22 protein-coding genes are annotated in these 23192 nt (G+C 69.4%); 17 read left to right on the forward strand and 5 right to left on the reverse strand.

Annotated elements, in window-relative coordinates:
• Positions 1-116 precede the first annotated feature (116 nt).
• From ACOFKS_RS14800 to ACOFKS_RS14810, 3 genes are all read left to right on the forward strand, one after another.
• Positions 117-929 (forward strand): response regulator, encoded by an 813-nt coding sequence (locus tag ACOFKS_RS14800; RefSeq protein WP_419810024.1) that lies wholly within the window; start codon positions 117-119, stop codon positions 927-929.
• A gap of 41 nt (positions 930-970) precedes the next feature.
• Positions 971-1111, forward strand: a complete 141-nt coding sequence (locus ACOFKS_RS14805) for a hypothetical protein (protein WP_419810025.1) — start codon at positions 971-973, stop codon at positions 1109-1111.
• Positions 1112-1206: 95 nt separating this feature from the next.
• A complete protein-coding gene (locus ACOFKS_RS14810; RefSeq protein WP_419810026.1) occupies positions 1207-1857 on the forward strand; it encodes a sigma-70 family RNA polymerase sigma factor in 651 nt (216 codons plus the stop codon).
• Positions 1858-2082: 225 nt separating this feature from the next.
• On the opposite strand, the gene ACOFKS_RS14815 is transcribed toward ACOFKS_RS14810, so the two are convergent.
• A complete protein-coding gene (locus ACOFKS_RS14815) occupies positions 2083-2220 on the reverse strand; it encodes a hypothetical protein (protein ID WP_419810027.1) in 138 nt (45 codons plus the stop codon).
• 98 nt (positions 2221-2318) lie between these two features.
• Here ACOFKS_RS14815 and ACOFKS_RS14820 point away from each other — a divergent pair, with 98 nt between their 5' ends.
• From ACOFKS_RS14820 to ACOFKS_RS14830, 3 genes are read left to right on the forward strand one after another with little or no spacing between them, the layout of a single operon-like run.
• Positions 2319-4988 carry a glutamine-synthetase adenylyltransferase gene (locus ACOFKS_RS14820; RefSeq protein ID WP_419810028.1) on the forward strand — a complete coding sequence of 890 codons (2670 nt, stop codon included), beginning with the start codon at positions 2319-2321 and terminating at the stop codon, positions 4986-4988.
• Positions 4963-5415, forward strand: a complete 453-nt coding sequence (locus ACOFKS_RS14825; RefSeq protein WP_419810029.1) for a peroxiredoxin — start codon at positions 4963-4965, stop codon at positions 5413-5415. The genes ACOFKS_RS14820 and ACOFKS_RS14825 overlap by 26 nt, the downstream gene beginning before the upstream one ends.
• Before the next feature lies 1 nt (position 5416).
• Complete coding sequence (locus tag ACOFKS_RS14830) at positions 5417-5962, forward strand: hypothetical protein (protein ID WP_419810030.1); 546 nt, start codon at positions 5417-5419, stop codon at positions 5960-5962.
• A 2-nt stretch (positions 5963-5964) separates the two neighbouring features.
• Here the strand turns inward: ACOFKS_RS14830 and ACOFKS_RS14835 are convergent, their stop codons facing one another.
• On the reverse strand, positions 5965-6282 hold the full coding sequence (locus ACOFKS_RS14835; protein ID WP_419810031.1) for a PilZ domain-containing protein: 318 nt from the start codon (positions 6280-6282) through the stop codon (positions 5965-5967).
• An 87-nt stretch (positions 6283-6369) separates the two neighbouring features.
• Between ACOFKS_RS14835 and ACOFKS_RS14840 the strand changes: the two genes are divergently transcribed.
• The 10 genes from ACOFKS_RS14840 to ACOFKS_RS14885 all read left to right on the forward strand — a co-directional run bounded on the left by ACOFKS_RS14840 (position 6370) and on the right by ACOFKS_RS14885 (position 17944).
• A complete protein-coding gene (locus ACOFKS_RS14840) occupies positions 6370-6666 on the forward strand; it encodes a hypothetical protein (RefSeq protein ID WP_419810032.1) in 297 nt (98 codons plus the stop codon).
• 65 nt (positions 6667-6731) lie between these two features.
• On the forward strand, positions 6732-7187 hold the full coding sequence (locus ACOFKS_RS14845; RefSeq protein WP_419810033.1) for a MarR family winged helix-turn-helix transcriptional regulator: 456 nt from the start codon (positions 6732-6734) through the stop codon (positions 7185-7187).
• Entirely contained in the window at positions 7184-8590 is a 1407-nt protein-coding gene (locus ACOFKS_RS14850) for an efflux transporter outer membrane subunit (protein ID WP_419810034.1), read from the forward strand. Before ACOFKS_RS14845 ends, ACOFKS_RS14850 begins: the two co-directional genes overlap by 4 nt.
• Entirely contained in the window at positions 8587-9870 is a 1284-nt protein-coding gene (locus tag ACOFKS_RS14855; RefSeq protein ID WP_419810035.1) for an efflux RND transporter periplasmic adaptor subunit, read from the forward strand. The genes ACOFKS_RS14850 and ACOFKS_RS14855 overlap by 4 nt, the downstream gene beginning before the upstream one ends.
• Positions 9871-10021: 151 nt before the next feature.
• Positions 10022-11566, forward strand: coding sequence for a DHA2 family efflux MFS transporter permease subunit (locus tag ACOFKS_RS14860; RefSeq protein WP_419810036.1), 1545 nt, complete (start codon positions 10022-10024; stop codon positions 11564-11566).
• A 73-nt stretch (positions 11567-11639) separates the two neighbouring features.
• Positions 11640-11996 carry a cytochrome P450 gene (locus tag ACOFKS_RS14865; protein ID WP_419810037.1) on the forward strand — a complete coding sequence of 119 codons (357 nt, stop codon included), beginning with the start codon at positions 11640-11642 and terminating at the stop codon, positions 11994-11996.
• A 206-nt stretch (positions 11997-12202) separates the two neighbouring features.
• Positions 12203-13696 carry a WS/DGAT/MGAT family O-acyltransferase gene (locus ACOFKS_RS14870; RefSeq protein ID WP_419810038.1) on the forward strand — a complete coding sequence of 498 codons (1494 nt, stop codon included), beginning with the start codon at positions 12203-12205 and terminating at the stop codon, positions 13694-13696.
• On the forward strand, positions 13689-14183 hold the full coding sequence (locus ACOFKS_RS14875; protein WP_419810039.1) for a phasin family protein: 495 nt from the start codon (positions 13689-13691) through the stop codon (positions 14181-14183). Before ACOFKS_RS14870 ends, ACOFKS_RS14875 begins: the two co-directional genes overlap by 8 nt.
• A gap of 382 nt (positions 14184-14565) precedes the next feature.
• Positions 14566-16431 (forward strand): hypothetical protein, encoded by a 1866-nt coding sequence (locus tag ACOFKS_RS14880; protein WP_419810040.1) that lies wholly within the window; start codon positions 14566-14568, stop codon positions 16429-16431.
• A 79-nt stretch (positions 16432-16510) separates the two neighbouring features.
• The gene (locus tag ACOFKS_RS14885; protein WP_419810041.1) at positions 16511-17944 is read left to right on the forward strand and encodes a GH1 family beta-glucosidase; all 1434 of its coding nucleotides are present in this window, start codon (positions 16511-16513) and stop codon (positions 17942-17944) included.
• A gap of 20 nt (positions 17945-17964) precedes the next feature.
• Here ACOFKS_RS14885 and ACOFKS_RS14890 read toward each other — a convergent pair whose 3' ends face one another.
• The gene (locus ACOFKS_RS14890) at positions 17965-18987 is read right to left on the reverse strand and encodes a glycoside hydrolase family 5 protein (protein WP_419810042.1); all 1023 of its coding nucleotides are present in this window, start codon (positions 18985-18987) and stop codon (positions 17965-17967) included.
• Between the two features lie 153 nt (positions 18988-19140).
• Between ACOFKS_RS14890 and ACOFKS_RS14895 the strand changes: the two genes are divergently transcribed.
• Positions 19141-20817: a glycoside hydrolase family 43 protein gene (locus tag ACOFKS_RS14895; RefSeq protein ID WP_419810043.1), complete on the forward strand. Its 1677-nt coding sequence runs from the start codon at positions 19141-19143 to the stop codon at positions 20815-20817.
• Here the strand turns inward: ACOFKS_RS14895 and ACOFKS_RS14900 are convergent.
• Together ACOFKS_RS14900 and xylA are read right to left on the reverse strand one after the other, a co-directional pair.
• Entirely contained in the window at positions 20805-21854 is a 1050-nt protein-coding gene (locus ACOFKS_RS14900) for a Gfo/Idh/MocA family protein (protein WP_419810044.1), read from the reverse strand. The two genes, ACOFKS_RS14895 and ACOFKS_RS14900, sit on opposite strands and share 13 nt — an antisense overlap.
• A 22-nt stretch (positions 21855-21876) precedes the next feature.
• Entirely contained in the window at positions 21877-23190 is a 1314-nt protein-coding gene (gene xylA, locus ACOFKS_RS14905; protein WP_419810045.1) for a xylose isomerase, read from the reverse strand.
• Positions 23191-23192 lie beyond the last annotated feature (2 nt).

The raw sequence follows: 23192 nt of genomic DNA on the forward strand, positions 1-23192 counted from the left end.
CACCCCTTGCGCGAAATATCCGGTCAGCCCAGGGGGCCACGGGTGTCGACCGAAACGACGTAACGAACGCCGCGCCGCCCGATCGGGTCGCGGGCATCAGGGAGTATCGCATACCCATGTCGCTTGGACAGCAGCTCGCCCCGCACCTCCCCTTCCTGCGGCGTTATGGTCGGGCGCTCACCGGCAGCCAGCAGCAGGGCGATAAATACGTTCGCGCGACGTTGGAGGCGATCGTCGCCGCGCCCGATCAGTTTCCGAGCGACGTCGATCCGAGGCTCGGACTGTATCGCATGTTCCAGGGCATCTGGAACTCGGCCAATTTCGATGAGACCGGCGCGGAGCCGGTCGGCGATACCGGCACCGGCAACCACGAAGCGACTGCGCGTGCGCGCCTGTCGAAGATCACGCCGCTGTCGCGCCAGGCGCTGCTGCTGACCGCGATGGAAGGCTTCACGCCCGAAGACGCGGCGTACCTGGTCGAGGTCGACAGCGACGAGCTGGAAACGCTGGTCAGCGACGCGCTGAAGGAAATCGAGCAACAGACCCATGCGCGCGTCCTCATCATCGAGGACGAGCCGATCATCGCGATGGATATCGAGACGATCGTCCGCGATCTGGGGCATGACGTCACGGGCGTGGCGGTTACCCGCGACGAGGCGGTGGCGTTGGCGATGGAGGACCGGCCCGGCTTGGTGCTCGCCGACATCCAGCTTGCCGACGATTCGTCGGGCATCGATGCGGTCAAGGATATCCTCGCCGAGTTCGCGGTGCCGGTGATCTTCATCACCGCCTTTCCCGAGCGCCTGCTCACCGGCGAGCGGCCGGAGCCGACCTTTCTCATCACCAAGCCGTTCCAGCGTTCCACCGTCAAGGCGGCGATCGCGCAGGCGCTGTTCTTCGACCAGAACACGCTGCCGGCGGATGCGTGAGCGGTCACGGACCCAAAACGTTACTGGAGGGTTGAGGGCACATGGCTGACCCGAACGAACAGATCCACCTCACCACCACCGAAGCACGCGGTGGGTCCACGCCCGGCATGACGCGCTACGTGCTGGCGGCCTCGTTGATCCTGGTCGTCGTCGCCTTTCTGGCGATCTACCTGATCGGATAATCGCGTCTTGGCCGCTAAGCGCTTCTGACGCAGGTTGTTTGTTGCGCGTGCGTTCCTAAATATGCGCCTCGTTCAGCGATTTCGATCGGACCCGTGTGACTTCCACCATTCTTCATGGCGAAGACGATGGCGATGCGCCCGAAGCGGCTCCCGTCGAGCATGTCTCGCTGTCCGACGACGAGTTCAAGAAGCAGCTGGCGCAGGTCATTCCCCACCTGCGCGCGTTCGGCAGGTCGCTTTCCGGCAGCCGCGACTTGGCCGACGATCTGGTGCAGGAGACGCTGCTCAAGGCATGGGCGGCGCGGCTGCGGTTTCAGGCCGGCACGAACATGCGCGCGTGGACCTTCATCATCCTTCGCAATCTTTATCTGAGCCAGATGCGCCGCGCGCGGTTCAAGGGCGAGTGGGACGATCTGGTCGCCGATCGCATCCTTGCGGCGCCGGCCAGCCAGGACCGCCATGTCGAATTGGGCGACATGCAACGCGCGCTGATGCACCTGCCGCAGCCGCAGCGCGAGGCGCTCATCCTCGTCGGAGCCGGCGGCTTTGCCTATGAGGAAGCGGCCGAAATCTGTCAGGTAGCGGTCGGCACCATCAAAAGCCGCGTGGCGCGCGGCCGGGTCGCACTGGAAGCGCTGCTGACCGAGGGCGTGCTGCCGTCGCGGCGCGATCACGAAACCGACACGTCGAGGACCGCGCTGGAAACGATCATGGGCGACGTGGAAACGTTGAGCCGGGGACGGTAGGTCGTCCGACGGGCGACTTTGACCTTGCCCATATAGTCGGTTCGCGGCAGTGCTTCTCCTCTTCGAGTGAGGCGCGAGTAGGCGTCTCGACTGCTAACGCGCAGCGTGATCCTGACGAAAAGGTCGGTTGCCAATTTGAGCCGGATCACCGCCCGGATGGGTCGCGCACGACGGTGTGGTCGTCACCCGATAACGGAGTGACCACCGGCAACCCGTATAATCGGCCTATCGCATCCGATCCAACTGCCGCAACAGCGCCGCCATCTCGTCGCCCGGCTGCGGCAATGCAAACGCCCCACGCAGCGCCGTGCCGAGCGCATCGGTCGAGCGAGGACGTTGAACCACTTCGGCATCGCGGGCCATTGGCGGTGGAAGCGAGGACATCGCGCGATCAACGGCCCGACCCGGTCATGGTTTCACGCCGATTGACATGAAAGCGTCGAAATGGCCGAAGGCGTGACATGAGGATCACGCTCGAAGGGGCCGCGCTCGCCGGGGCCGCCGCCCGTGCCCGCGCGCATTCACCGTTCCTCGCCATGCTGCTCGACCGCGATCCGGCGCTCGCCGCCGCTGCCGCCGCCGGCCGCATCGACCTCGATGTCGACACGGTCGCTGCCGACGCTCCGACCGCTGCCCGCCTGCGCCGCCGCCGCCGCGCGCTGGCGTTGACGGCGGCGCTCGGCGACCTGGCGGGACTGCTCGACCTCACGGCCGTCACCGGCCACCTCACCCGCTTCGCCGACGCGGCGCTGGACGACGCGATCGCGACCGCGATCCGGGAGCGCACCCCCGCCGCGCCCGTCATCGGCTTCGTTGCCATTGCGCTCGGTAAACAGGGTAGCCGCGAGCTAAATTACTCGTCCGACATCGACCCGATCCTGCTCTATGACCCGGCGACGCTGCCGCGACGTCCGCGCGAGGAACCCGCCGACGCCGCCATCCGCATCGGTCGCCGCGTCGTCGAGTTGCTCCAGGCGCGCGACGCCGACGGTTACGTGTTGCGCGTCGACCTCCGGCTGCGGCCGTCGCCGGAGGTGACGCCGATCGCGCTGCCGGTCGACGCCGCGATCGGCTATTACGAAAGCCAGGCGTTGCCGTGGGAGCGGGCCGCGTTCATCCGCGCCCGCGCGGCGGCGGGCGACATCGCGTTGGGCGAGCGCTTCCTCGCCGCGATCCGGCCATTCGTTTGGCGCCGCGCGCTCGATTTCGGCGCGGTCGGTGAGATCCGCGCGCTGACCGGCCGTATCCGCGACCATTATGCGAGCGGTCAGGCGTTCGGCCCCGGCTACGACCTCAAGCGCGGGCGCGGCGGCATCCGCGAGATCGAGTTCTTCGCGCAGGTACATCAGCTCGTCCACGGTGGCCGCGATGCGACGCTGCGCGCGCCCGCCACCCGCGACGCGCTGGCGGCGCTGGCGCGGGCGGGGTGGATCGGCGACGACGACGCAGCTGCGCTGGCCGACGCCTACACGCTGCTCCGCACGATCGAGCATCGCGTCCAGATGGTCGACGACCGCCAGACCCACACGCTCCCGACCGGCGCCGCGCTGGATAACGTCGCGCGGCTGCACGGCCTGCCCGCCGCCGACGACCTGCTCGCCTTGCTGCGCCCGCATGTCGCCGCGGTCGGCCGCCGCTACGACGCGCTGGAGGGTGAGGCGCGGGCGTCGGTGTCGCGCGACGCCACCGCGCTGGAAACGCTGGTCGGAGAAGGAGGCGCGCAGCGTATCGCGGCGTGGCGCGCGGGGACCTATCGCGCGACCCGGTCGGCGGAGGCGCAGGCGGCGCTGGAGGCGGTGCTGCCGATGCTGATCCCCGCGCTCGGCGACGCGCCTGACCCGCACGCGGCACTGCTGCGCTTCGACGCGATGTTGGAACGCCTGCCCAGCGCGCTCAACATCTTTCGCCTGCTGGAGGCGCGGCCCGGCCTCTTGCAGCTGCTCGTCCAGATCCTCAGCCACGCCGCCCCGCTCGCCGACGAACTCGGCCGTCGCCCCGCGCTGCTCGACGGGCTGGTCGACGCCAGCGCGTTCGCGGGCGTCGGCACCATCGCCGAACTCGCGGTCGAGATGCGCGGCGGCGATGCGGCCGACTATGGCGCGCGGCTAGATCATGTCCGTCGCGTCGTCGGCGAGCGCCGCTTCGCGCTGGGGGCGCAGATCGTCGCCGGACGCGCCGATCCGCTCGACGTAGCCGCCGGCTATGGCCGCGTCGCCGAGACGGCGACCGAGGTGCTCACCGCCGCCACCGTCGCCGCGTTCGAGGAGGCGCACGGCCGCGTCCACGCCAGCGAGCTGGTCATCCTCGCGCTCGGGCGTTTCGGCGGCGGCGTGCTGACCCACGCCAGCGACCTCGACCTCGTCTATCTCTTCACCGGCGATTTCGCGGCCACGTCGGACGGTGCCAAGCCGCTCGGCGCGACGCTTTATTACAACCGCCTGGCGCAGCGCGTGACCGCCGCGCTGTCGGTCGCCACCGCCGCCGGCCCGCTCTATCAGGTCGACACGCGCCTCCGCCCGCAGGGCGCGCAGGGGCCGCTCGTCGTCAGCCTCGACAGCTTCGCGCGCTACCAGCGCGAGGACGCCTGGACGTGGGAGCACATGGCCCTGACCCGCGCCCGTCCGGTGTTCGGCTCCGCCACGGCACGCGCGGAGGTCCAGGCGGTGATCGACGCGGTGCTCGCCGGCGACCGCGCCACGCACCCGGTGATCGCCGACGCGGTGAAGATGCGCGACGAGATGGCCGCGCATAAACCGCCGCAGGGTGCGCTCGACGCCAAGCTGCTGCCGGGCGGGCTGGTCGACCTGGAGTTCGCGGTACACGCCGTCCAGCTGACGAGCGGCCGGGGCTACGACCCCAACCTTGCCGCCGCGATCGACGCGCTCGCCGCCGCCGGCCTCGCACCCGCGACGCTGCGTCCTGCACACGATTTCCTCACCCGCCTGCTCGTCACGCTCCGCCTGGTCGCGACCGACGCCGCCGCGCCGCCCGCGGTGACGCAGGCGCTGATCGCCCGCGCGGTCGGGGCGGACGACTGGGCGGGCGTGGTTGCCACGCTCGACGCGACGCGGCAGGAGGTGCGGCGCTATTGGGCGGAGGTGACGGATGGAGCCGGGAACGACGCTGCCTGAGGTGACGGTGACGCTCGCCGACGGTACGCCGCTGACGCTGTCGACGCTCGCGGGCAAGCCGGTGGTGATCTATTTCTACCCCAAGGCCGACACGCCGGGCTGCACGCGCGAGGCGCAGGATTTCTCCGCGCTCGGCGACGAGTTCGCCGCCGCTGGGGCGACCGTGATCGGCGTCTCGAAGGACCCGCCCGCCAAGCTCGGGCGCTTCGCCGCCAAGCACGGGCTCACCGTCCGCCTCGCGGGCGACGAGAGCGGTGCTGCGTGCGAGGCGTTTGGCGTCTGGGGCGAAAAGCAGCTCTACGGCCGCATCTATATGGGCGTCGAGCGCGCCACCTTCCTGTTCGGCGCCGACGGTCGCCTCGTGCGTGAATGGCGCAAGGTGCGCGTGCCGGGCCACGCCGCCGCCGTCCTCGCCGCGCTCGGCTGAGGTGGCACTCAAGGTATATCGCACGCCGATCGGCTTCCACGACGCCTATGTCGCCGCGCCCAGTCAGAAGGCGGCGCTGGCCGCCTGGGGCAGCGACGCCGATCTGTTCGCGCGCGGCGTCGCCGAGGTCGTCACTGACGAAGCGCTCACCGCCGAGCCGCTCGCCCGCCCCGGCGAGGTCGTCAAGCGCCTGCGCGGCACCGCCGACGAACAGCTCGCCGCGGCCCCGCCGAGGAAGAAGGAGCGGCCGCCGAGGGTAGCGAGGGTAGCGAGGGTAGCTGTCAAGTCCCCCGTCAAAGCCGGGAAGGCATCACCACGTCCGAAACGCGATGCGGTCGACGAGGCCGATGCCGCGCTCGCCGCCGCGGCATCCGTGCATCGCAACGCCGACCAGGCGCTCGCCGTCGAAGAACAGGCGCTGGCCGATCGCCGCCGCCGCCTTCGCACGGACTGGCTGACCGAACGCGATCGGCTGGAGGGCAAGCGAGACGAGGCGGAGGCGCGCTACGCGGCGGCACTCAAGACGTGGCAGGCGGACCAGCCCTGAGCTCAGTGTAGCGCCCGCGTCAGGTCGCGCATCAGTTGCCGCGCGATCGGCGCGTCGAAGCGGCAGCCGAGCCGCCCGGCCGCTGCCCACACCACCGTCGCTTCGATAGGCGCGCCGCCGTCGAAACGCAGCCACAGCCGCTCGCCGACGTCACGCACCTCCGCCGCCAACCGGCAGCCATAGATCGACAGGTCGAGCAGCCGGGCATCGGGTGGTCCGCCGCCGTCGGCGATCCGCGCCGCACCGACCGCCAGCGCGCGGCGGTCGAGACGCCGCTCGCCAGCATCCGTCTCCACCAGCTGCGATACATCGGTCGCCATCCTGTTTGAGTATCATGTGCGTGTTGAAAGATGGTTAACGGAGCAACTGCGGGCGGTCGGCGTTGAATGTCGAAAGGAGTTTCGACCATGCCCGACAGCCAGCCTTCCAGCGCCCCGACCGGGTCCACGCCCGAGCCCAGGGAGGACTTGACCGCCGCCACTTTGCTGCGCGACGACGCGCTCGAGCGTCCGGCGGGTGGAGGCGGCCTCGGCAGCGGCGCGGCGCTGGCCGGCGACGGCGCGGGCCAGAGCGGCGCGGCCAGTCCGAACAGCCCGATCGACGTAGCCGTCTCCCACGAGGGCAACGACGCACAGGCGGCCGCCGAGGCGCGACGCCAGGCGGTCGTCAACGACGCGCGCGAGCTCGGCCACTTGTCCAGGTAAATCGACAGCCCGTAGCGGATCGAAACCTTGTTGACTGCCGAAGCAATCATTGCCAAAGCAACGACATGGGCTTCTACTCCGATGCCGATTTCCAACCCGACGTCTCGCTTGGCTATCTCAGCAAGCGTATCCACCAGCTCGCGCAAGCAGGACTGGAGCCGATGTTCGCGCGCGAGGGACTCAGCTATGTCCAGTGGCACGCGCTCATCTCGATTTTCTTTGGGCGCGGACTCACCAGCGCGGCGCTCGCCCGGGATCTCGCCTATGACAAGGGCGCGACCACCCGGCTGATCGACTCGCTGGAAAAGCGCGGCTGGGTCGTTCGCGCGCGTGAGCATGACGATCGCCGCCTCATCGCGCTAAAACTGACCGACGACGGTCAGCGACTCGCGCATCGCTGCCGCGATATGGTGATCGCGGCGTGGAACGACTGGCTCGGCGATTGGCCCGATGCGGATATCGATGCGGCGGTGGCATTGCTCCAGCGGCTGCGCGCGACGCTTGAAAGGAAGACCGCATGAAGCGCGCCGCACTCCTGACCGCTGCGCTGCTGGCGGGATGCGCCGCGCCCGCGACGCGTCAGGCGGTGACGCCCGTGTCTGCGACCGCACTCGGGCTGACCGGCGCGCCCGCGCCGGTCGTCGACGCGCAATGGTGGCGCGCGTTCGGCGATCCGCAGCTCGATCGCGTCGTCGCTGACGCGCTGGCGGGCAGCCCGACGCTCGATCAGGCGCTGGCCCGGATCGCGCAGGCACAGGCGCAGGTCGGGGTGCGGCAGGCGGATACCGGGCTCCAAGCGACGCTCGACGGGCAGGTACAGGCGGCGCGACTGTCGGGCCGCTACACGATCCCGCCGCCGTTCGCCGGCTCGGTCCGCACGGTGGGCAACATCGGCGTGAACCTCGGCTACAACCTCGACCTGTTCGGGCGTCAGCGCGCCGCCATCGCCGGCGCGCGCGCGACGGCCGAGGCGGCGGCGCTGGACCTCGCGGCGGCGCGGTTGGCGCTCGCCGGGTCGGTGACGCAATCCTATCTCGATCTCGCGCGCGCCGAGCTGCAGGGCGCCGTCGCCCGGCGCACGATCGCCACCCGCCAGGAGTCGCTGCGCCTCGTTCGCGTCCAGATCCGCAACCGCCTCGCCAGCAAGGTACAGGAGAGCGCCGCGCTGACGCTGCTCGCGCAGGCGCAGGGCGCGCTGACGCGAGCGGCGGGCGAGCGTGCGCTGGCGGCGAACGCACTTGCGGCACTGGCCGGGCGCGGACCCGATTACGCCGCCGCCCTTCTTCCTGCCGCGCTCCGGCTCGATGCGGGGCTGCCGATGGCGGCGGTCGTGCCTGCCGACCTGCTCGCGCGCCGCGCCGACATCGCCGCCGCGCTGGTGCGGGTCGAGGCGGCGCAGGCGGGGCAGCAGGTCGCGCGACGCGCCTTCTATCCCAATATCAACCTCAATGCGGCGATCGGTCTGCAAGCGATCGGGCTGGGCAACCTGCTGTCGCTCGACGCGGGTCAGGTCGGGGTCGGCCCGGCACTCAGCCTGCCGCTGTTCGACGGTGGTCGCCGCCGTGCCGACCTTGCCGGCGCCACGGCGGGGGTCGATCTCGCCGTCGCCCAGTATAACGCCGACGTGATCGGCGCGATGCGCGAGGCCGCCGATGCGATCGCGCTGGCCGGTAATCTGCGCCAGCAACAGGCCGACGCCGCCGCCGTCACGCGTGGCTTCGCGGAAACCGACCGGCTCAACGGCGTCCGCGTCCGCGCCGGTCTCGATTCGAAGCTCGGGCTGGTCGACACCGACGTCCGCCTGCTCGACGCCGAGCTCACCCAAGCCGATCTCGCCACCGAGGCCGCGCGTGCGCGCGTCCAGCTGCTGCTCGCGCTCGGCGGCGGCTGGGACGGCACCGTGCCCCAGAGGACTATCCGATGACCGATACCCGCGACCCGTCCTCAGAGGTCCACCGGCCGGACGCCCGACCGGATCGCCCGCCGGCCGAGCAGCCGGCGCAGCAGCAGGCGACCCGAGAGCAGCCTGCTCAAGAACAGGCGGCCCAAGAGCAGCCTCCCGTCGGTCCGCCGCCCGTCAAGGGTAACCCGCGCGGACGCCGTCGCGGCTTCATCATCCTCGGTGTCATCGTCGCGATCGCGGCGATCGTGTGGGCGGTGATGCATTTCCTCCTCGCCAAGCCCGAGCAGGAGACCGACGACGCCTATGTCGCGGGCGACGTCGTCGCGATCACCGCGCGCGATCCCGGCGTCGTGCTCGCGATCCACGCCGACAACACGCAGACGGTCAGGGCGGGGCAGTCGCTGATCGACCTGGACGCCGCGACCGCCGATGTCGGCCTCGCCACCGCCGCCGCCGACCTCGCCCGCGCGGTGCGTACGACGCGCGGCGCGATCACCGGCATCGGCGCCACCGACGCGCAGGTGGTGCTGGCGCGTGCGCAGCTCGCCCGCGCGGTGGACGATTACCGCCGCCGCCGCGGTGCCGCCGCCGAGGGCGCGATCTCCGGCGAGGAGCTGAGCCACGCCGCCGACGAGGTGAAGGTCGCGCGCGCGCAGCTCAACGCCGCCGTCGCGGAGCGGGGGCAGAGCGTCGCCGCCGTGCAGGGCACCGATGCGTCGACCAATCCGCAGGTGCTGGCCGCCGCCGCCGCCTATCGCCGCGCCGCGATCATTCGCGGGCACATGCGGCTGGTGTCGCCGATCGACGGCGTGATCGCGCAACGCCAGGTACAGCTGGGGCAGCAGGTCGCGGCCGGCGCGCCGCTGATGGCGGTGGTGCCGCTCGATCGCGTCTGGGTCGACGCCAACTTCCGCGAGACGCAGCTCAAGGACATCCGGCTGGGCCAGCCGGTGCGGGTGATCGCGGACGTCTATGGCGACGACGTCGTCTATCATGGCCGCGTGATCGGCGTCGGCGCGGGCAGCGGTGCCGCCTTCGCGCTGTTGCCGGCGCAGAATGCCAGCGGCAACTGGATCAAGGTCGTCCAGCGCGTCCCCGTCCGCATCGCGCTCTCGCCCGACGAGCTCCGCCGCAATCCGCTGCGCGTCGGCCTGTCGGTGAAGACGACGGTGGACACCGCCGACCTGTCCGGCGCGCGTCTGGGCGCGCCCGCGCAGCAGGCCTATCGCGGCGTTGCGACCGACGCGGGCGATCCGGCGGTCGAAGCGAAGATCCGCCAGATCATCGCGAGCAACCGGTGAGGGGCGGGCCTCAAATCCTCGCCACTCGCGGGGAGGTGCCAGCGCGAAGCGCTGACGGAGGGGGTGTGCCGCGAGCGCACCGCCTGCGGGCAACTCCCTTCGTCACGCGCTCCGCGCGCGCCACCGCCCCGTGCCGGGGAGGAATGTAAGCATGGCCGCTCCCGCCGCCGCCGGACCCGCGCCCCTCGCGGGCGCGAAGCTCGGCGTCATCGCGCTGGCGCTGGCGATCGGCACCTTCATGGTCGTGCTCGACTCGACCATCGCCAACGTTTCGCTGCCGACCATCGCCGGCAACATCGGCGTCGCGTCGGACCAGTCGACCTGGGTCATCACCGCCTTTGCCGTGGCGCAGGGTATCGCGGTGCCGTTGACCGGCTGGCTGATGGGCCGGTTCGGCGTCGTCCGCACGTTCTGCACGGCCGTGTTCCTGTTCACGATCGCGTCGTTCCTGTGCGGCATCGCCTGGAACCTGCAATCGCTGATCGTCTTCCGCGTCATGCAAGGCGCGGTGTCGGGGCCGATGATGCCGGGCAGCCAGGCGCTGCTGATTTCCATCTTTCCGCCGCAACGCCGCGCCGCCGCGCTCGGCATCTGGTCGATGACGACGCTGGTCGCTCCGATCATGGGGCCGGTGCTCGGCGGCTATATATCCGACAATTACCACTGGAGCCTGATCTTCCTCATCAACGTGCCGGTCGGCCTGCTGTGTGCCGCCGTCTGCTGGACGGGGCTGAAGGATCGCGAGACGCCGACGCGCAAGCTGCCGATCGATACGGTCGGGTTGATCCTGCTGGTGGTTTGGGTCGGCTCGCTTCAGGTCATGCTCGACCTCGGCAAGAACGCCGATTGGTTCGCCTCGACGCAGATCACCGTGCTGGCGGTGGTCGCCGTGATCGGCTTCGTCGCCTGGATGATCTGGGAGCTGACGGACGCCAATCCGACCGTCGACCTGCGCCTGTTCACGCGCCGTAACTTCGTCTTCGGCAATATCGCCTTCGCCGTGGGGTATGCGGTCTTCTTCGCCAACATCCTCATCATGCCTCTCTGGCTGCAAACGCAGATGGGCTATACCGCGAGCTGGGCGGGGCTGATCGCCGCGCCGGGCGGGGCGATCGCGGTGATCCTGACGCCGTTCATCGCGCGCGCGTCGGGTCGGATCGACGTGCGCTGGCTGGGCACGATCGCGTTCGTCGCGTTCGGGATCTCCTATTGGATGCGCGCCGGGCTGACGACGCAGACCGATCTGTGGCACCTGATCGCGCCACAGTTGGTGATGGGGGTCGCCACCGGATGCTTCTTCCTCGGCATGGTCACGATCTGCCTCGACCGCATCCCGCCGGAAAAACTGCCGTCGGCGACCGGTCTGTCGAACTTCACTCGCATCACCGCAGGCGCCTTCGCCGCGTCGATCGTGACCACCGCGTGGGACCGGCGCGAAACGCTGCACCAGAGCCGCATTTCGGAAAGCGTCGGTCACGGCGTGCCCGTGCAGATGGCGATGGAGCAGATGGAGCGGATGGGCATGAGCGCCACGCAGGCGGCGGGCGCGGTGACGCGACAGATGGTCGGCCAGGCCTATCTGCTCGCGTCCACCGACCTGTTCTGGCTTTCTGCGGTGCTGTGCGTCGGCGGTCTGGTGCTGGTGTGGCTTTGTCGCCGACCCGCGGCACCGACGGGGCCGGTAGCGGCGGACTGAGCCCTCCGTCGTCGGGCGGGGGATTGCGGCACCACCGTGGCTATGGTCCACTCGCGCCCGAGAGGATCTGCCGATGCCCGCCGACCGGTTTCCTGCGCCCAAGGGGCTGCCCGTCGTCGGCCACCTGCACCAGATCGCCCGCGCCGGCCTGGTCGGCCACCTGCTCGCCGTCGCGCGTGAGTTCCCCGGCGGCGTCTTCCAGCTGAAGTTCGGCAGTCGCGTCGGCATCTTCGTCACCGATCCCGACGTGGTCGCCGCGCTGTCGGACGAGCGCCGCTTCCGCAAGATGCCGGGTCCCGGGCTGCGCGTCGTCCGGCGCTTCGCCGGCGACGGCCTGTTCACCGCGTTCAGCGACGAGCCCAACTGGGGCAAGGCGCACCGCATCCTGCTCCCGGCGTTCAGCCAGCGGGCGATGCGGGGTATTTGCTGAACGCCCGCGTCGACGACCCGTTGGCAAAGGCGCTGGGCGTCACGCTGGCCTGATCGCCGTCCCGCGTGCCGCCAAGGCGTTAGGCTCGCTGGTGCAGGGTGCTCCGCGGCGGCATTCGGCGCGTTGCAACGGGCGTTGCTGAAAGACGTTGTCACGTCCAACATGGGTTCGCGTCCGTCAGAGGCGTCGACCCTGAGGAGAGAGCGATGCAGCAATTATCCGCGCAGGATGCGTCCTTCGTCTATCTGGAGACGCCGCACACGCCGATGCACATCGGCTCGGTCGGCATCTACGATCCGTCCACCGCGCCCGGCGGCTTCGTCCGGTTCAAGGACATTCTGCGCTTCGTCGGCGAGCGGCTGGGCGGGGCGCGCTCGTTCCGGCAGCGGCTGGTGCGCGTGCCGTTCGACCTCGACCATCCCTATTGGATCGAGGACCCCGAGTTCGACATCGAATATCACGTCCGCCACATCGCGCTGCCCAAGCCCGGCGACTGGCGTCAGCTCTGCATCCAGGTTGCGCGTCTCCATTCGCGGCCGATGGACCTGACCAAGCCGCTCTGGGAGTTCACGATCATCGAGGGGCTGGACAACATCGACGGCCTGCCGCCCGGCTGCTTCGCGCTGATGAGCAAGGTCCACCATGCCGCGATCGACGGCATGTCGGGGGTCGAGATGTCCGCCGCGGTCCACGATCTCGACGCGGCGATGACCACGCCGGAAAAGCAGGACGGGTGGAAGCCGGACGACATGCCCAAGGTCGCCGATCTGCTGGCGCGCTCCTATGTCAACAATCTGATTCAGCCGATGCGGATCATGGAGACGATCGGCCGCTCGCTGCCCGGCATGGGGCGGCTGGCGACGTCGGTCGGCAAGGGCGACGTGTCGATCCGCAACGCGCGCCCTGCGCCCAAGACGCCGTTCAACGGCAAGGTCTCCGCGCATCGGGTGTGGGACGCGGTGCCGTTCAAGCTCGCCGACATCCGCGCGATCAAGGATCAGGTCGAAGGCGCCACCGTCAACGACGTCATCCTCGCCATCGTCGGCGGTGGCCTGCGCCAGTATCTCAAGGCCAAGGACCTGTTGCCCAAGGAGACGCTGACCGCGATGGCGCCGATCTCGGTGCGGGGCGAGGGCGAGAAGGCGGCACTCGGCAACCTCGTCTCCGCCATGGTGGTGGGCCTCGGCACCACCGTCGAGGATCCGCTGGAACGGCTGCGCTTCGTGCATGACGAGGCGGTCAATTCCAAGGCGCTGACCGGCGCGGTCGGGGCGCGAACGCTGACCGACTATTCGCAATTGATGCCCAGCGCGCTCGCCGGGCTGGCGGCGCGGCTCTATACCCGCGTCGGCGCCGCCAACGCGCACGCGCCCGCCTTCAATTGCGTCGTCACCAACGTGCCGGGCAGCCGGGTGCCGCTCTATTTCGCGGGCGCGCGGATGGTCGCGATGTACGGCACCGGGCCGGTGTTCGACGGCATGGGCCTCATCAACACGATCTACAGCTATGGCCCGACGATCGCGATTTCCTTCACGTCGGATCGCGACGCGATGCCCGACCCTGGCGCCTATGCCGACGCGCTGCGTGGCTCGTTCAACGCGCTGAAGGCAATCACGGAACGCCTCACCCCGCCACCGGTTGAGCAGAATGACAACAAGCCCGCCGCCAAGGCCGGCAGCAGGAGGAAGAACAATGGCTGAGGACACCGGTAACGTCGCGGATACCGCCGCCGACGAGACGAAGAAGACCGCCGACTTCGCGGCCAATCAAGCGAAATCGGGCGCGGATCAGGCCGCGAACTTCGCCAAGGACGCCGCCGATCGGATGCGCGATGCCGGCGGTCAGGCACAGACCGCCTTTCAGGAACGCATCGTCGAACCGGCGAAACGCGCCGGCGAAGCGCTGCGGCAGGGTGGACAGAAGGTCGCGGAGAATAACCAGCAGATCGGCGTCAAGATGATCGATCAGGCCGAACAGAACACGCGCGAGGCGTTCGCTGCGATGCGTAACGCCGCGCAGGCCAAGGACCTGTCGGAGGTGATGCGCGTCCAGGGCGACTATCTTCGCGAACAAAGCCAGCGCTCGATGGCGCAGGCCCGCGAGATCGGCGAGCTGATCGTCAGCTTCGGCCGCGACGCGGTCGGCGCGATGCGCGGCGAGGGCGGTCAGCGCACCGGCGGCGAGTAAGCAGGCGATCGATGGTCTGGCGCGCCCGACATTGAAATGAACGGGCGGCCGGATCATCGGAGCATTCGATGTCGCGACGCTCGACGGCCTTGTCTTCTGCTCTCAGCCTGCCCCTGCACCGACATGCCATCATACCGCTCGGCGAGGGCCTGAGCTAATCCGGCTTCAGGTAAAGTCCCGCGGTCCGCCCAACGCGGTAGTCGATACCACCGAAGCCGAGCAGGTCGAGATCACATCACCGATACCTACGGGCTCACCAGTGACAAGAACGCGTAACCTTATGCCCGCGACTATCAGGCGAGCGTGAACTGCCGATGCTGACATTGGAGCGGTGCCAGCGGGAGACGGCGGCCGGGCGAGCGGATTGGGTAAGGAGATGACGATGCCAAGATCGTGGTTTTCGGCGAGTGCGGCGGTGATGGTGGTCGTCCTTCAAACCGGTGTCACCCGGAGCGTCGCGGCACAAGCAAGCGCGGTGACGGCGCCGCAGACCGGTAATGATGTTCTGGTGACCGGCACTCGCACGCGGCCCAGCGGCTGGCGTGAGGCGGAGACCAGCCACGTCGTGATCCTGTCGGACGGGCCGCAAGCCGAGCTTGTGCGCCTCGCGCGCAACGTCGAGCGGCTGCACTTCCTGCTGTCGGGCTTGACGGGACGGGTCGACGCGCCTGACGACACGGTCAAGCTGAGAGTGACGCTGATCGGCGACGTGCCCGAGTTCCAGGCGCTCGATCTGCGTAATATCCGCTGGCAGCAGGGGCCGTTCAACGAGCTGTTCACGCTGACCCGGTTCTACGATCCGCGCGGCAACGGCGCGGTGATGGCGACGACCAGGGTGGATCAGCAAATCGCGATCGCACGCACCACCGCTACCGCGGCGCAGGTATTGGGCACCTTGCAAGCGCAGGGTCTGAACACGGGCGGCGGCGCGCCGGCGCCGGGCAGTGCGGCGGGCGGCAATCCGGCGGACAGCGCGGCGTTGCAGAGCGCGTTGATCGGCAATTTCGCCGGCGGGCTGCGCGGGCCGCGCGACCTGGTAGTGGGGACCGGCGAGCGGACGATCCCGGTTTCTGCGGAAAGTCTGCTGTACGCGGGCTATGCCCAGCATTTTCTGCTGACCTATTTTCCCGCCGCCTATCCCCGCTGGTATCTCGACGGCTTCGCACAGATCTTCGCCTCGATGGTGGTGCGTGGCGATAATGTCATCGAGTTCGGCCGCAGCCCCAGGGGCACCTCGGCGGTGCTCAACGAGTTCGGCCCATTTCCGCTCGCCGCCGTCCTCGACGACACCTATCTGACCGAACGACAGCACAAGACCGGGTGGACTCCGATCCACGCCTGGCTGCTAACGCACTTCCTGTTCTTCTCGGACACGAGACGGCCTCAACTGCGGCGGTATCTCGCGTTGCGTGCCAACGGAGCGGATGCGGCGACCGCGGCGGCGGTGTTCGGCGACCAGCGCCAGCTCGCCCGTGAGCTGCGTGCCTATTTCGGGGCGCGCAAACCCTATGAGCGGGTGACGTACCCGCCGACGCGCAACGAAGAGCCGGTGGTCCGGCGGCTGACCGAGGGCGAGGCGGCGTTCGTCAAGGGCAGGCTGGAACTGGACGCGCGGGTGACGATCCCGCCGGCGGCTTCCGCGGGGGCGGACGCAACGCAGGCGCGGGTGCTCGACCGCGTGCACAGCGACGCGCTGGCCCGGCGCGATCGCTGGTTGGCCGGGCTGCACCGCGATGCCGAACGGTTCACCGCCGATCCTGAGGCGCAGCTGCTGCTCGCCGAGGCGGAGTGCCGCAGCGATCATCCGGCGGCCTGCCTCGCCGCCGCGCAACGCGCGGAGGCGTTGACGCCGAGCGACGGCCGCGCCTCGACCTGGCGGGGGCTGGCGCTCGCGCTGGCCGCCGTCGAAGCGCAGGGCGCGGATCGCGAGACCGGGCTGGCGGCGGCGCGCAGTGTGATCGCCGACGCCAACCGCCGCAACCCGGAGGCGATCGATCCGCTGCTCGCCTATCACCAGAGCTTCGTGGCGGCGGGGCAGATGCCGCCGGTTGCAGCGACTGACGGCCTGCAAAAAGCGATGCAGGCAGTACCGGCCGCATCGACGACGCGACTTGCGCTCGCGAACGATCTTGCCGCGAGGGGCCAAACCGACGCCGCGCGCGCGGTCGCGCTGCCTGTCGCAGTCGGAGCCTATGATAGCCCGGAACGCGACGGCGCACGCGCGCTGCTCGCCGCCCCGTCACCCTGAGCGGCCGGACGGAAAGAGCTTTCGCCCAAGGCCCGCTTCTGACAAGCTGGCGATGATAGCGTTAACAGGGAGAGGCAGGATGGATCGGCGCGCGTTTATCGGGGCAAGCGTTGCGGCAGGGGCCGGTGCCGTCGCTGCCGGTCCATTCGGTTCGGTCGCAGATGCAGCGGTGCGGCCGATGGATCTGGGCTTTCCAAGGGACTTCCTGTGGGGTTGCGCCACCGCATCCTATCAGATCGAAGGCGCGGTGAAGGAGGACGGTCGCGGCGACACCAACTGGGACGTGTTCAGCCGTACGCCGGGCAAGATCGCCAACGGCGACACCGGCGCCGTCGCGTGCGACAGCTATCATCGCTACGCACAGGACACCGCGTTGCTCAAGGATCTGGGCGTCGGCACCTATCGTATGTCGCTCGCCTGGTCGCGCATCTTTCCCGAGGGGCGCGGCCGGCCGAACCATAAGGGCGTGGACTATTACAACAGGGTGGTCGACGGGCTGCTCGCCGCCGGCATCACGCCTTATGTCACCATGTTCCATTGGGACCTGCCGCAGGCTTTGCCGGGCGGTTGGCAGAACCGGGACACCGCGCTGGCGTTCGCCGACTATGCGGGGTTCATGGCGGGCAAGCTGTCCGACCGCGTCAGGCATTTCATGACGGTCAACGAATTGCGCTGCTTCACCGATCTCGGTCATCAGCAGGGCATCCACGCGCCGGGGCTGAAGCTCGCACCGGCGGCGGTGAACCAGGTGCGCCATCACGGCGTGCTCGCGCACGGCCTCGGCGTGCAGGCGATCCGTGCCCATGCGAAGGCGGGCACGCAGGTCGGGATCGCCGACAACACGGCCATCTTCACGCCGGTCATCGAGACGGCGGAGCATATCGCCGCCGCAAAGAAGGCGACCCGCGAACAGAACGCCATGTTCCTGACCGCGATCATGGAAGGGCGCTACATCGACGAGTATCTGTCCGAACAGGGTGCCGCCGCGCCGAAGGTGCAGAGCGGCGACATGGCCGCAATTGGCAGCCCGCTCGATTTCGTCGCGCTTAACATCTACACGCCGGAATGGGTTCGCGCGGATACCGGACCGAAGGGGTACGCGACCATCCCGCACATCGCCTCGTCGCCGCGCATGGCGTCACCCTGGCTCGTGATGGGGCCGGAGGTCGCCTATTGGGGGGTGCGGACGGTAAGCGAACTGTGGCAGCCCAAGACGCTCTTCATCTCGGAGAACGGCGCATCGGCGGACGACCCGGTCGCGAACGGCCGGATCGACGACGCCGATCGCGTCATGTACCTGCGCAACTACCTGACCCAGTTCCGGCGCGCCGCCGTCGAGGGTTATCCGCTCAAGGGCTATTTCCTGTGGAGCCTGATGGACAATTTCGAGTGGGCGGACGGCTATACCAAGCGATTCGGCATTCATTACGTCGATTTCGCCACCCAACGGCGCATCCCCAAGCTCAGCGCCGCCTGGTACAAGGAGGTGATCCGGCGCAACGCGCTGGTCTGACCGATTGGGAGCCTGACCGGTCAGGGCGCGCCGATCAGCGCCCGGCGGATCGGCTCGACCCAGCGGTCATGGGCGATGTCGTAGACGACGAAGTCGCTGTCGAACTGCCAATATGCCCAGGGGAAGCCGCGCGCTGCGGCGGCGCGACTGATCGTGGCGGCGTAGCGCGCGCGATCCGCCACGGGCGTGCCGCTGCCGTCATAGGCGCCGAATTCGCCGAGCATGACGGGGCGATGATGGGTGTCGCGCCATGCCGCCGCCGTGTCGAAATCCGTGGCGATCCGAGCCGCATCGTCGGCGGTGAACGGGACGCCCCGCAGCTGCGCCGTTTCCGGCGTCCAGGACGCACCCTGATGCGTAAAGCGGAACGGCTCGTAATAGTGGAACGTCACCAGGATATTGCGGTCGTCCGCCGGCAACGCGAGGTCCGGCAGGCGCGCGAGATTGTTCCAGTCGGTCGGCCCGATCACGAGGGTGCGGTCCGGATTGGTCGCGCGGACGATCGGGATCAGCCGCGCCAGCATCGCATTCCAGCGGGCGGCGTCGAGCTTGCCATGCGGTTCGTTGAGTAGCTCGAAGAGCACGGTCGCGGGCTGGTTGCGGTAACGCGCGCCGATCTGGCGCCAGAACGCCTGCAGCTTCGGCTCGCAGGTGTCGGGATCGTCCGAGCAGATGTCGAAATCATGCTCATCGACGATCACCGACAAGCCCGCGGCGGTGGCCTGGCCGATCAGCCGGTCGAGCGTCGCCAGCCATGTCGGATCGAGCCGGTTACGCCCGTCCATATGCGCGAACGACTGGAGGACGATCCGAACGAAATCGAAGCCGCCACGGCGGATGACGGCGAAATGGCGCGGCTGGAAACGCGCGCGGCGAGCGTCGGTCCAGATCGGATCATAGCCCAGCACGTTGACCCCGCGATGGAGGCGGGCGGCGGTGGTCGCGGCGCGATCGGAGGCTGGCGCGGCGGTCGCCGGCGTTGCGGTCGCGCATGTCATCGCGCCGTACAGCGTCGCGAGAATCGTCCCCAAGCGAGTCGTCATCGTCGTCCTCCCGTCAGTATCGCCGTCGCTCTGCCCAAAGCTTTGCCCAAAGCTTTGCCCAAAGCTTTGCATCGCCTTGCGGCTGGATGATAACGCTACCTCGTGGTGCGACCGCCGTCGACATCGGCGCGGCGCCTATGGGGAGAGGGGAAGATGCGCCGTCAATTGCTCCTGTGGGCCGCGATCGCATCGCTGCTGGTCGCGGCGGCGCCGGTTCCGGCCCGGCCGGCGCCGGTGCGCTTCGCATGGTTCAGCTATGAGGGGCATGACGCGACCTCGGCGCGGCCGCGACCGGGTGAGTATGCGAACCCGATCCTGCCCGGCTTCTATCCCGACCCCAGCGTCATTCGGGTGGGTGCCGACTATTACCTGGTCAACTCGACCTTCTCCTATTTCCCCGGTCTGCCGGTCTTCCACAGCCGCGACCTCGTCCACTGGACGCAGATCGCCAACGCGATCGACCGGCCCGGCCAGATCGACCTTACCGCACGCAAGCTGTCGGAAGGGCTGTTCGCCCCGTCGCTACACCACGCGAACGGTCGGTTTTACATCGTCAACACCTGCGTCGAATGCGGCGGTACGTTCGTCTTGACCGCGCGCGACCCGGCCGGCCCCTGGTCGGACCCGGTCTGGGTGCGCGACGTCGGCGGCATCGACCCTTCCCTGTTTACCGACGCGGACGGCAGCACCTGGCTGGTCAACAACGACGCCCCCGTCGAGGCACCGCGCTATGACGGCCATCGTGCGATCTGGATCCGCCGCTTCGATCTCGCCACGCTGAAGACGCGCGGCCCGGCCCGAATGATCGTCGACGGCGGCATCGATCTCGCCGCCAGGCCGGTCTGGGTGGAGGGCCCGCATCTCTTTCGGCACGACGGGCGCTATTACCTGATCGCCGCCGAGGGCGGGACGTCGGAGAGACATTCCGAGACCGTCTATCGCGCCGACCGCCCCGACGGCCCGTTCACGCCCTTTCCGCACGCGATCCTGACGCAGCGCGACCTGCCGGCCGGTCGAGCCGATCCGATCACTTCGGCCGGGCACGCCCAGTTCGTCGACACGCCTGTGGGCGACTGGTGGGCCGTGTTCCTGGCGACCAGGCCCTACACCGGCGATCTCTACAATACCGGGCGAGAGACCTTTCTGCGGCGGGTGACCTGGCGCGACGGCTGGCCGATCGTCACCGATCCCGGCGAGGTCATTCCCTATGCCGCGCGGCGCCCGGCGCTGCCGGCGACGCCTTCGGGCAGCTTTCCGCTAGCGGGTAATTTCACGCTGCGCGACGCCTTCGCCCGGCCGACGCTCGCGCGTTATTGGCTGATGGTGCGGACGCCGAAGACGCGCTGGTGGCACGCGGGAGCGGGCGGGCTGGCGCTCGACGCGCGCGCAGAGCCGATCGGCGGGCTCGGACAGCCCAGCTTCGTCGCGCGTCGGCAGCAGCATCTCGACGCCACCGCCTCGACCGAGGTGAGGGCCGACCTCGACCGCGTCGGCGCGAAGGCGGGACTCGTCGCCTATCAGAACGAGGCGCATTATTACTTCGTCGGGCTGGTCAACGACGGCGGCCGGCGGCTGGTGCGGGTCGAACGGCGCAGCGGGAAGGGCGATCCGGTCGACGGCGTCGTGCTCGCCAGCCGCGCGCTGCCCGTCGCCGCCGCGCCCGTCCGGTTGCGCATCGTGGCGCGCGGCGGGCTTTACGCGTTCGACTATGCGGTCGGCGGCGGCGGATGGACGCGGCTGCTCAATGGTGCGGACGGGACGATACTTAGCACCGCCAAGGGCGGCGGCTTCGTCGGCACGACGATCGGGATGTACGCCTATGCGCCCTGACCGCTCCAGTCGAGCGTCCGCCCGTCCGCCGCGCTGCGCCGTGCCAGCGCGAGCAGGCGGAGGCCCGCCAGCGCGTCGGCGGCGGTGACCGGCGGCGGTGCGCCGTCGCCGACCGCGGCGGCGACGCCGGCGTAGAAGCGTCGCCAATCGCCGCGCTCGCTCATCACCGGCCGCTCGCGATCGGGGGTGACCAGCCGACCCCACGCCGTTGCCGGCTCGATGCCATAGCCCGTGTCGCCCGGCGCGCCGCCGGCGCGTAGCCACGCCTCCTGCGGGTCGATGCCGTGCTTGACGTAACTCGCCAGCGTTCCGTGGAGCGCGAACCGGGGGCGGGGCGCGGCCGTCATCGTCGAGGCGGCGAGGAGCACGCGGCGCTCGCCATAGTGGAGCGTGATCGCGAACCAGTCGTCGACCCGCGCGTCGTCGCGCTGGATCGCGAGATCGCCGGTAACGCGGTCGGGCGGCCCGAACAGCGCCAGCGCCTGATCGGCGAGGTGGGGGCCGAGATCGGCCATCAGTCCGGCACCCGGCCCCGGCTCCTCACGCCACCCCGGCTTGATCGCGGGGCGGAAACGATCCCAGGCGAGGACGGCGTCACGCACATCGCCCAGCGTGCCGCGATCGAGCAGCGCGCGGACGGTAAGGAAATCCGCGTCCCAGCGCCGGTTGTGGAAGACGGCGAGCGTCAGCGCCCGCTCCCGCGCGGTCGCGGCGAGCGCGTCGCCGTCCGCCGGATCGAGCACGAAGGGCTTGTCGACGACGACATGCTTGCCGGCCGCCAGCGCCGCGCGGGCGAGCGGCGCGTGCAGGGCGTTGGGAACGGCGACGACCACCAGCGCGACCGCCGGATCGGCGATCAGCCCTAGCGCGTCGGCATGTACGGCGGCGGCGGGATACGCCGCCGCCACTTCCGCCGCGCGCGAGGTCGCGACGGCGGTGAGGCGCAGCCGGGGCTCGGCCGCGATCAGCGGCGCGTGGAAGCAGCGGCCGGCGACCCCGAAGCCGATCAGCCCTACGCCCAACGGCGCAGCGGTCATGCGGTCGACCTCGCCATCCCGATCAGAACCGGTTCAGGAGGTTCTCCAGCCATTCCTGCCGACCGGAACGCGGCTGTGGATCGAGGTTGCGCGCGATCGCGAGGTCGGCGATGTCGGCGAGGCCGGTGCCCTCGGTGTGGATCGTCCGCCCCAGTTCGCCGTCCCAGCCGGCGTATCGTTGCGCCCTGAACGCGTCGATGCGGCCGTCCTCTATGATGGCGGCGGCGTTGAGCAGGCTCTTCGCCACCGTGTCGATGCCGCCGATATGGCCGTGGAACAGATCCGCCGCGTCGATCGACTGGCGCCGCACCTTGGCGTCGAAGTTGAAGCCGCCGGTGGTGAAGCCGCCGGCCCGGACGATCTCCAGCGTCGCGCGGGTCAGCTCCTCGACCGAGTTGGGGAATTGATCGGTGTCCCAGCCATTCTGGTAGTCGCCGCGATTGGCGTCGATCGAGCCGAAGATGCCGAGCGCCGAGGCGGTCGCGATCTCGTGCTCGAAGGTATGGCTGGCGAGCGTCGCGTGGTTCGCCTCGATGTTGACCCGGACCTCGTCCTCCAGGCCGTAGCGCTTGAGGAAGCCGTACACCGTCGCGGTGTCGAAGTCGTACTGATGCTTGGTCGGTTCGAACGGCTTGGGCTCGATCAGGATCGCGCCGGTGTAGCCGATCTTGTGCTTGTGTTCGACGACGAGCGCGAGGAAGCGGCCGAGATTGTCGAGCTCGCGCTTCATGTCGGTGTTGACGAGCGTCTCATACCCTTCGCGCCCGCCCCACAGCACATAGTTCGCACCGCCCAGCCGATGCGTCGCCTCCAGCGCGGCGCGGACCTGCATCGCGCCCCAGGCGAACACCTCCGGATCGGGATTGGTCGCCCCGCCGGCGGCGTAGCGAGGATCGCTGAACAGGTTGGCGGTGCCCCACAGCAGCGCGATGCCGCTGTCGGCCTGAAGCTGTTCCAGATGAGCGACCGCCTCGCCGAAGAAGCGGCCACAGTCCGCGACGTTGGTCGCGTGCGCCGAGACATCGACGTCATGCCAGCAATAAAAGGGTACATCGAGCCGGCGGATGAAGTCGAAGGCTGCGTCACGCTTCATCGCCGCGCCTTCGGGCGTGTGCGCGTGCGCCGCCCACGGCCGCTGGAAGGTGCCCGGCCCGAACACGTCGCTGCCCGGCCAGCAGAAGGTGTGCCACATGCAGACAGCGAAGCGCAGGTGCTCGGCCATCGTCTTGCCCAGCACGACGCGGTCCTTGTCGTACCAGCGATATGCGAACTCGTCGTCGGTTTCCGGTCCGCGATAGGTGATCGTGGGAATATCCGCGAAATAGTCGGTCGCCATCG

It is taken from the genome of Sphingomonas sp., assembly GCF_965200135.1.
GTDB lineage: Bacteria > Pseudomonadota > Alphaproteobacteria > Sphingomonadales > Sphingomonadaceae > Sphingomonas.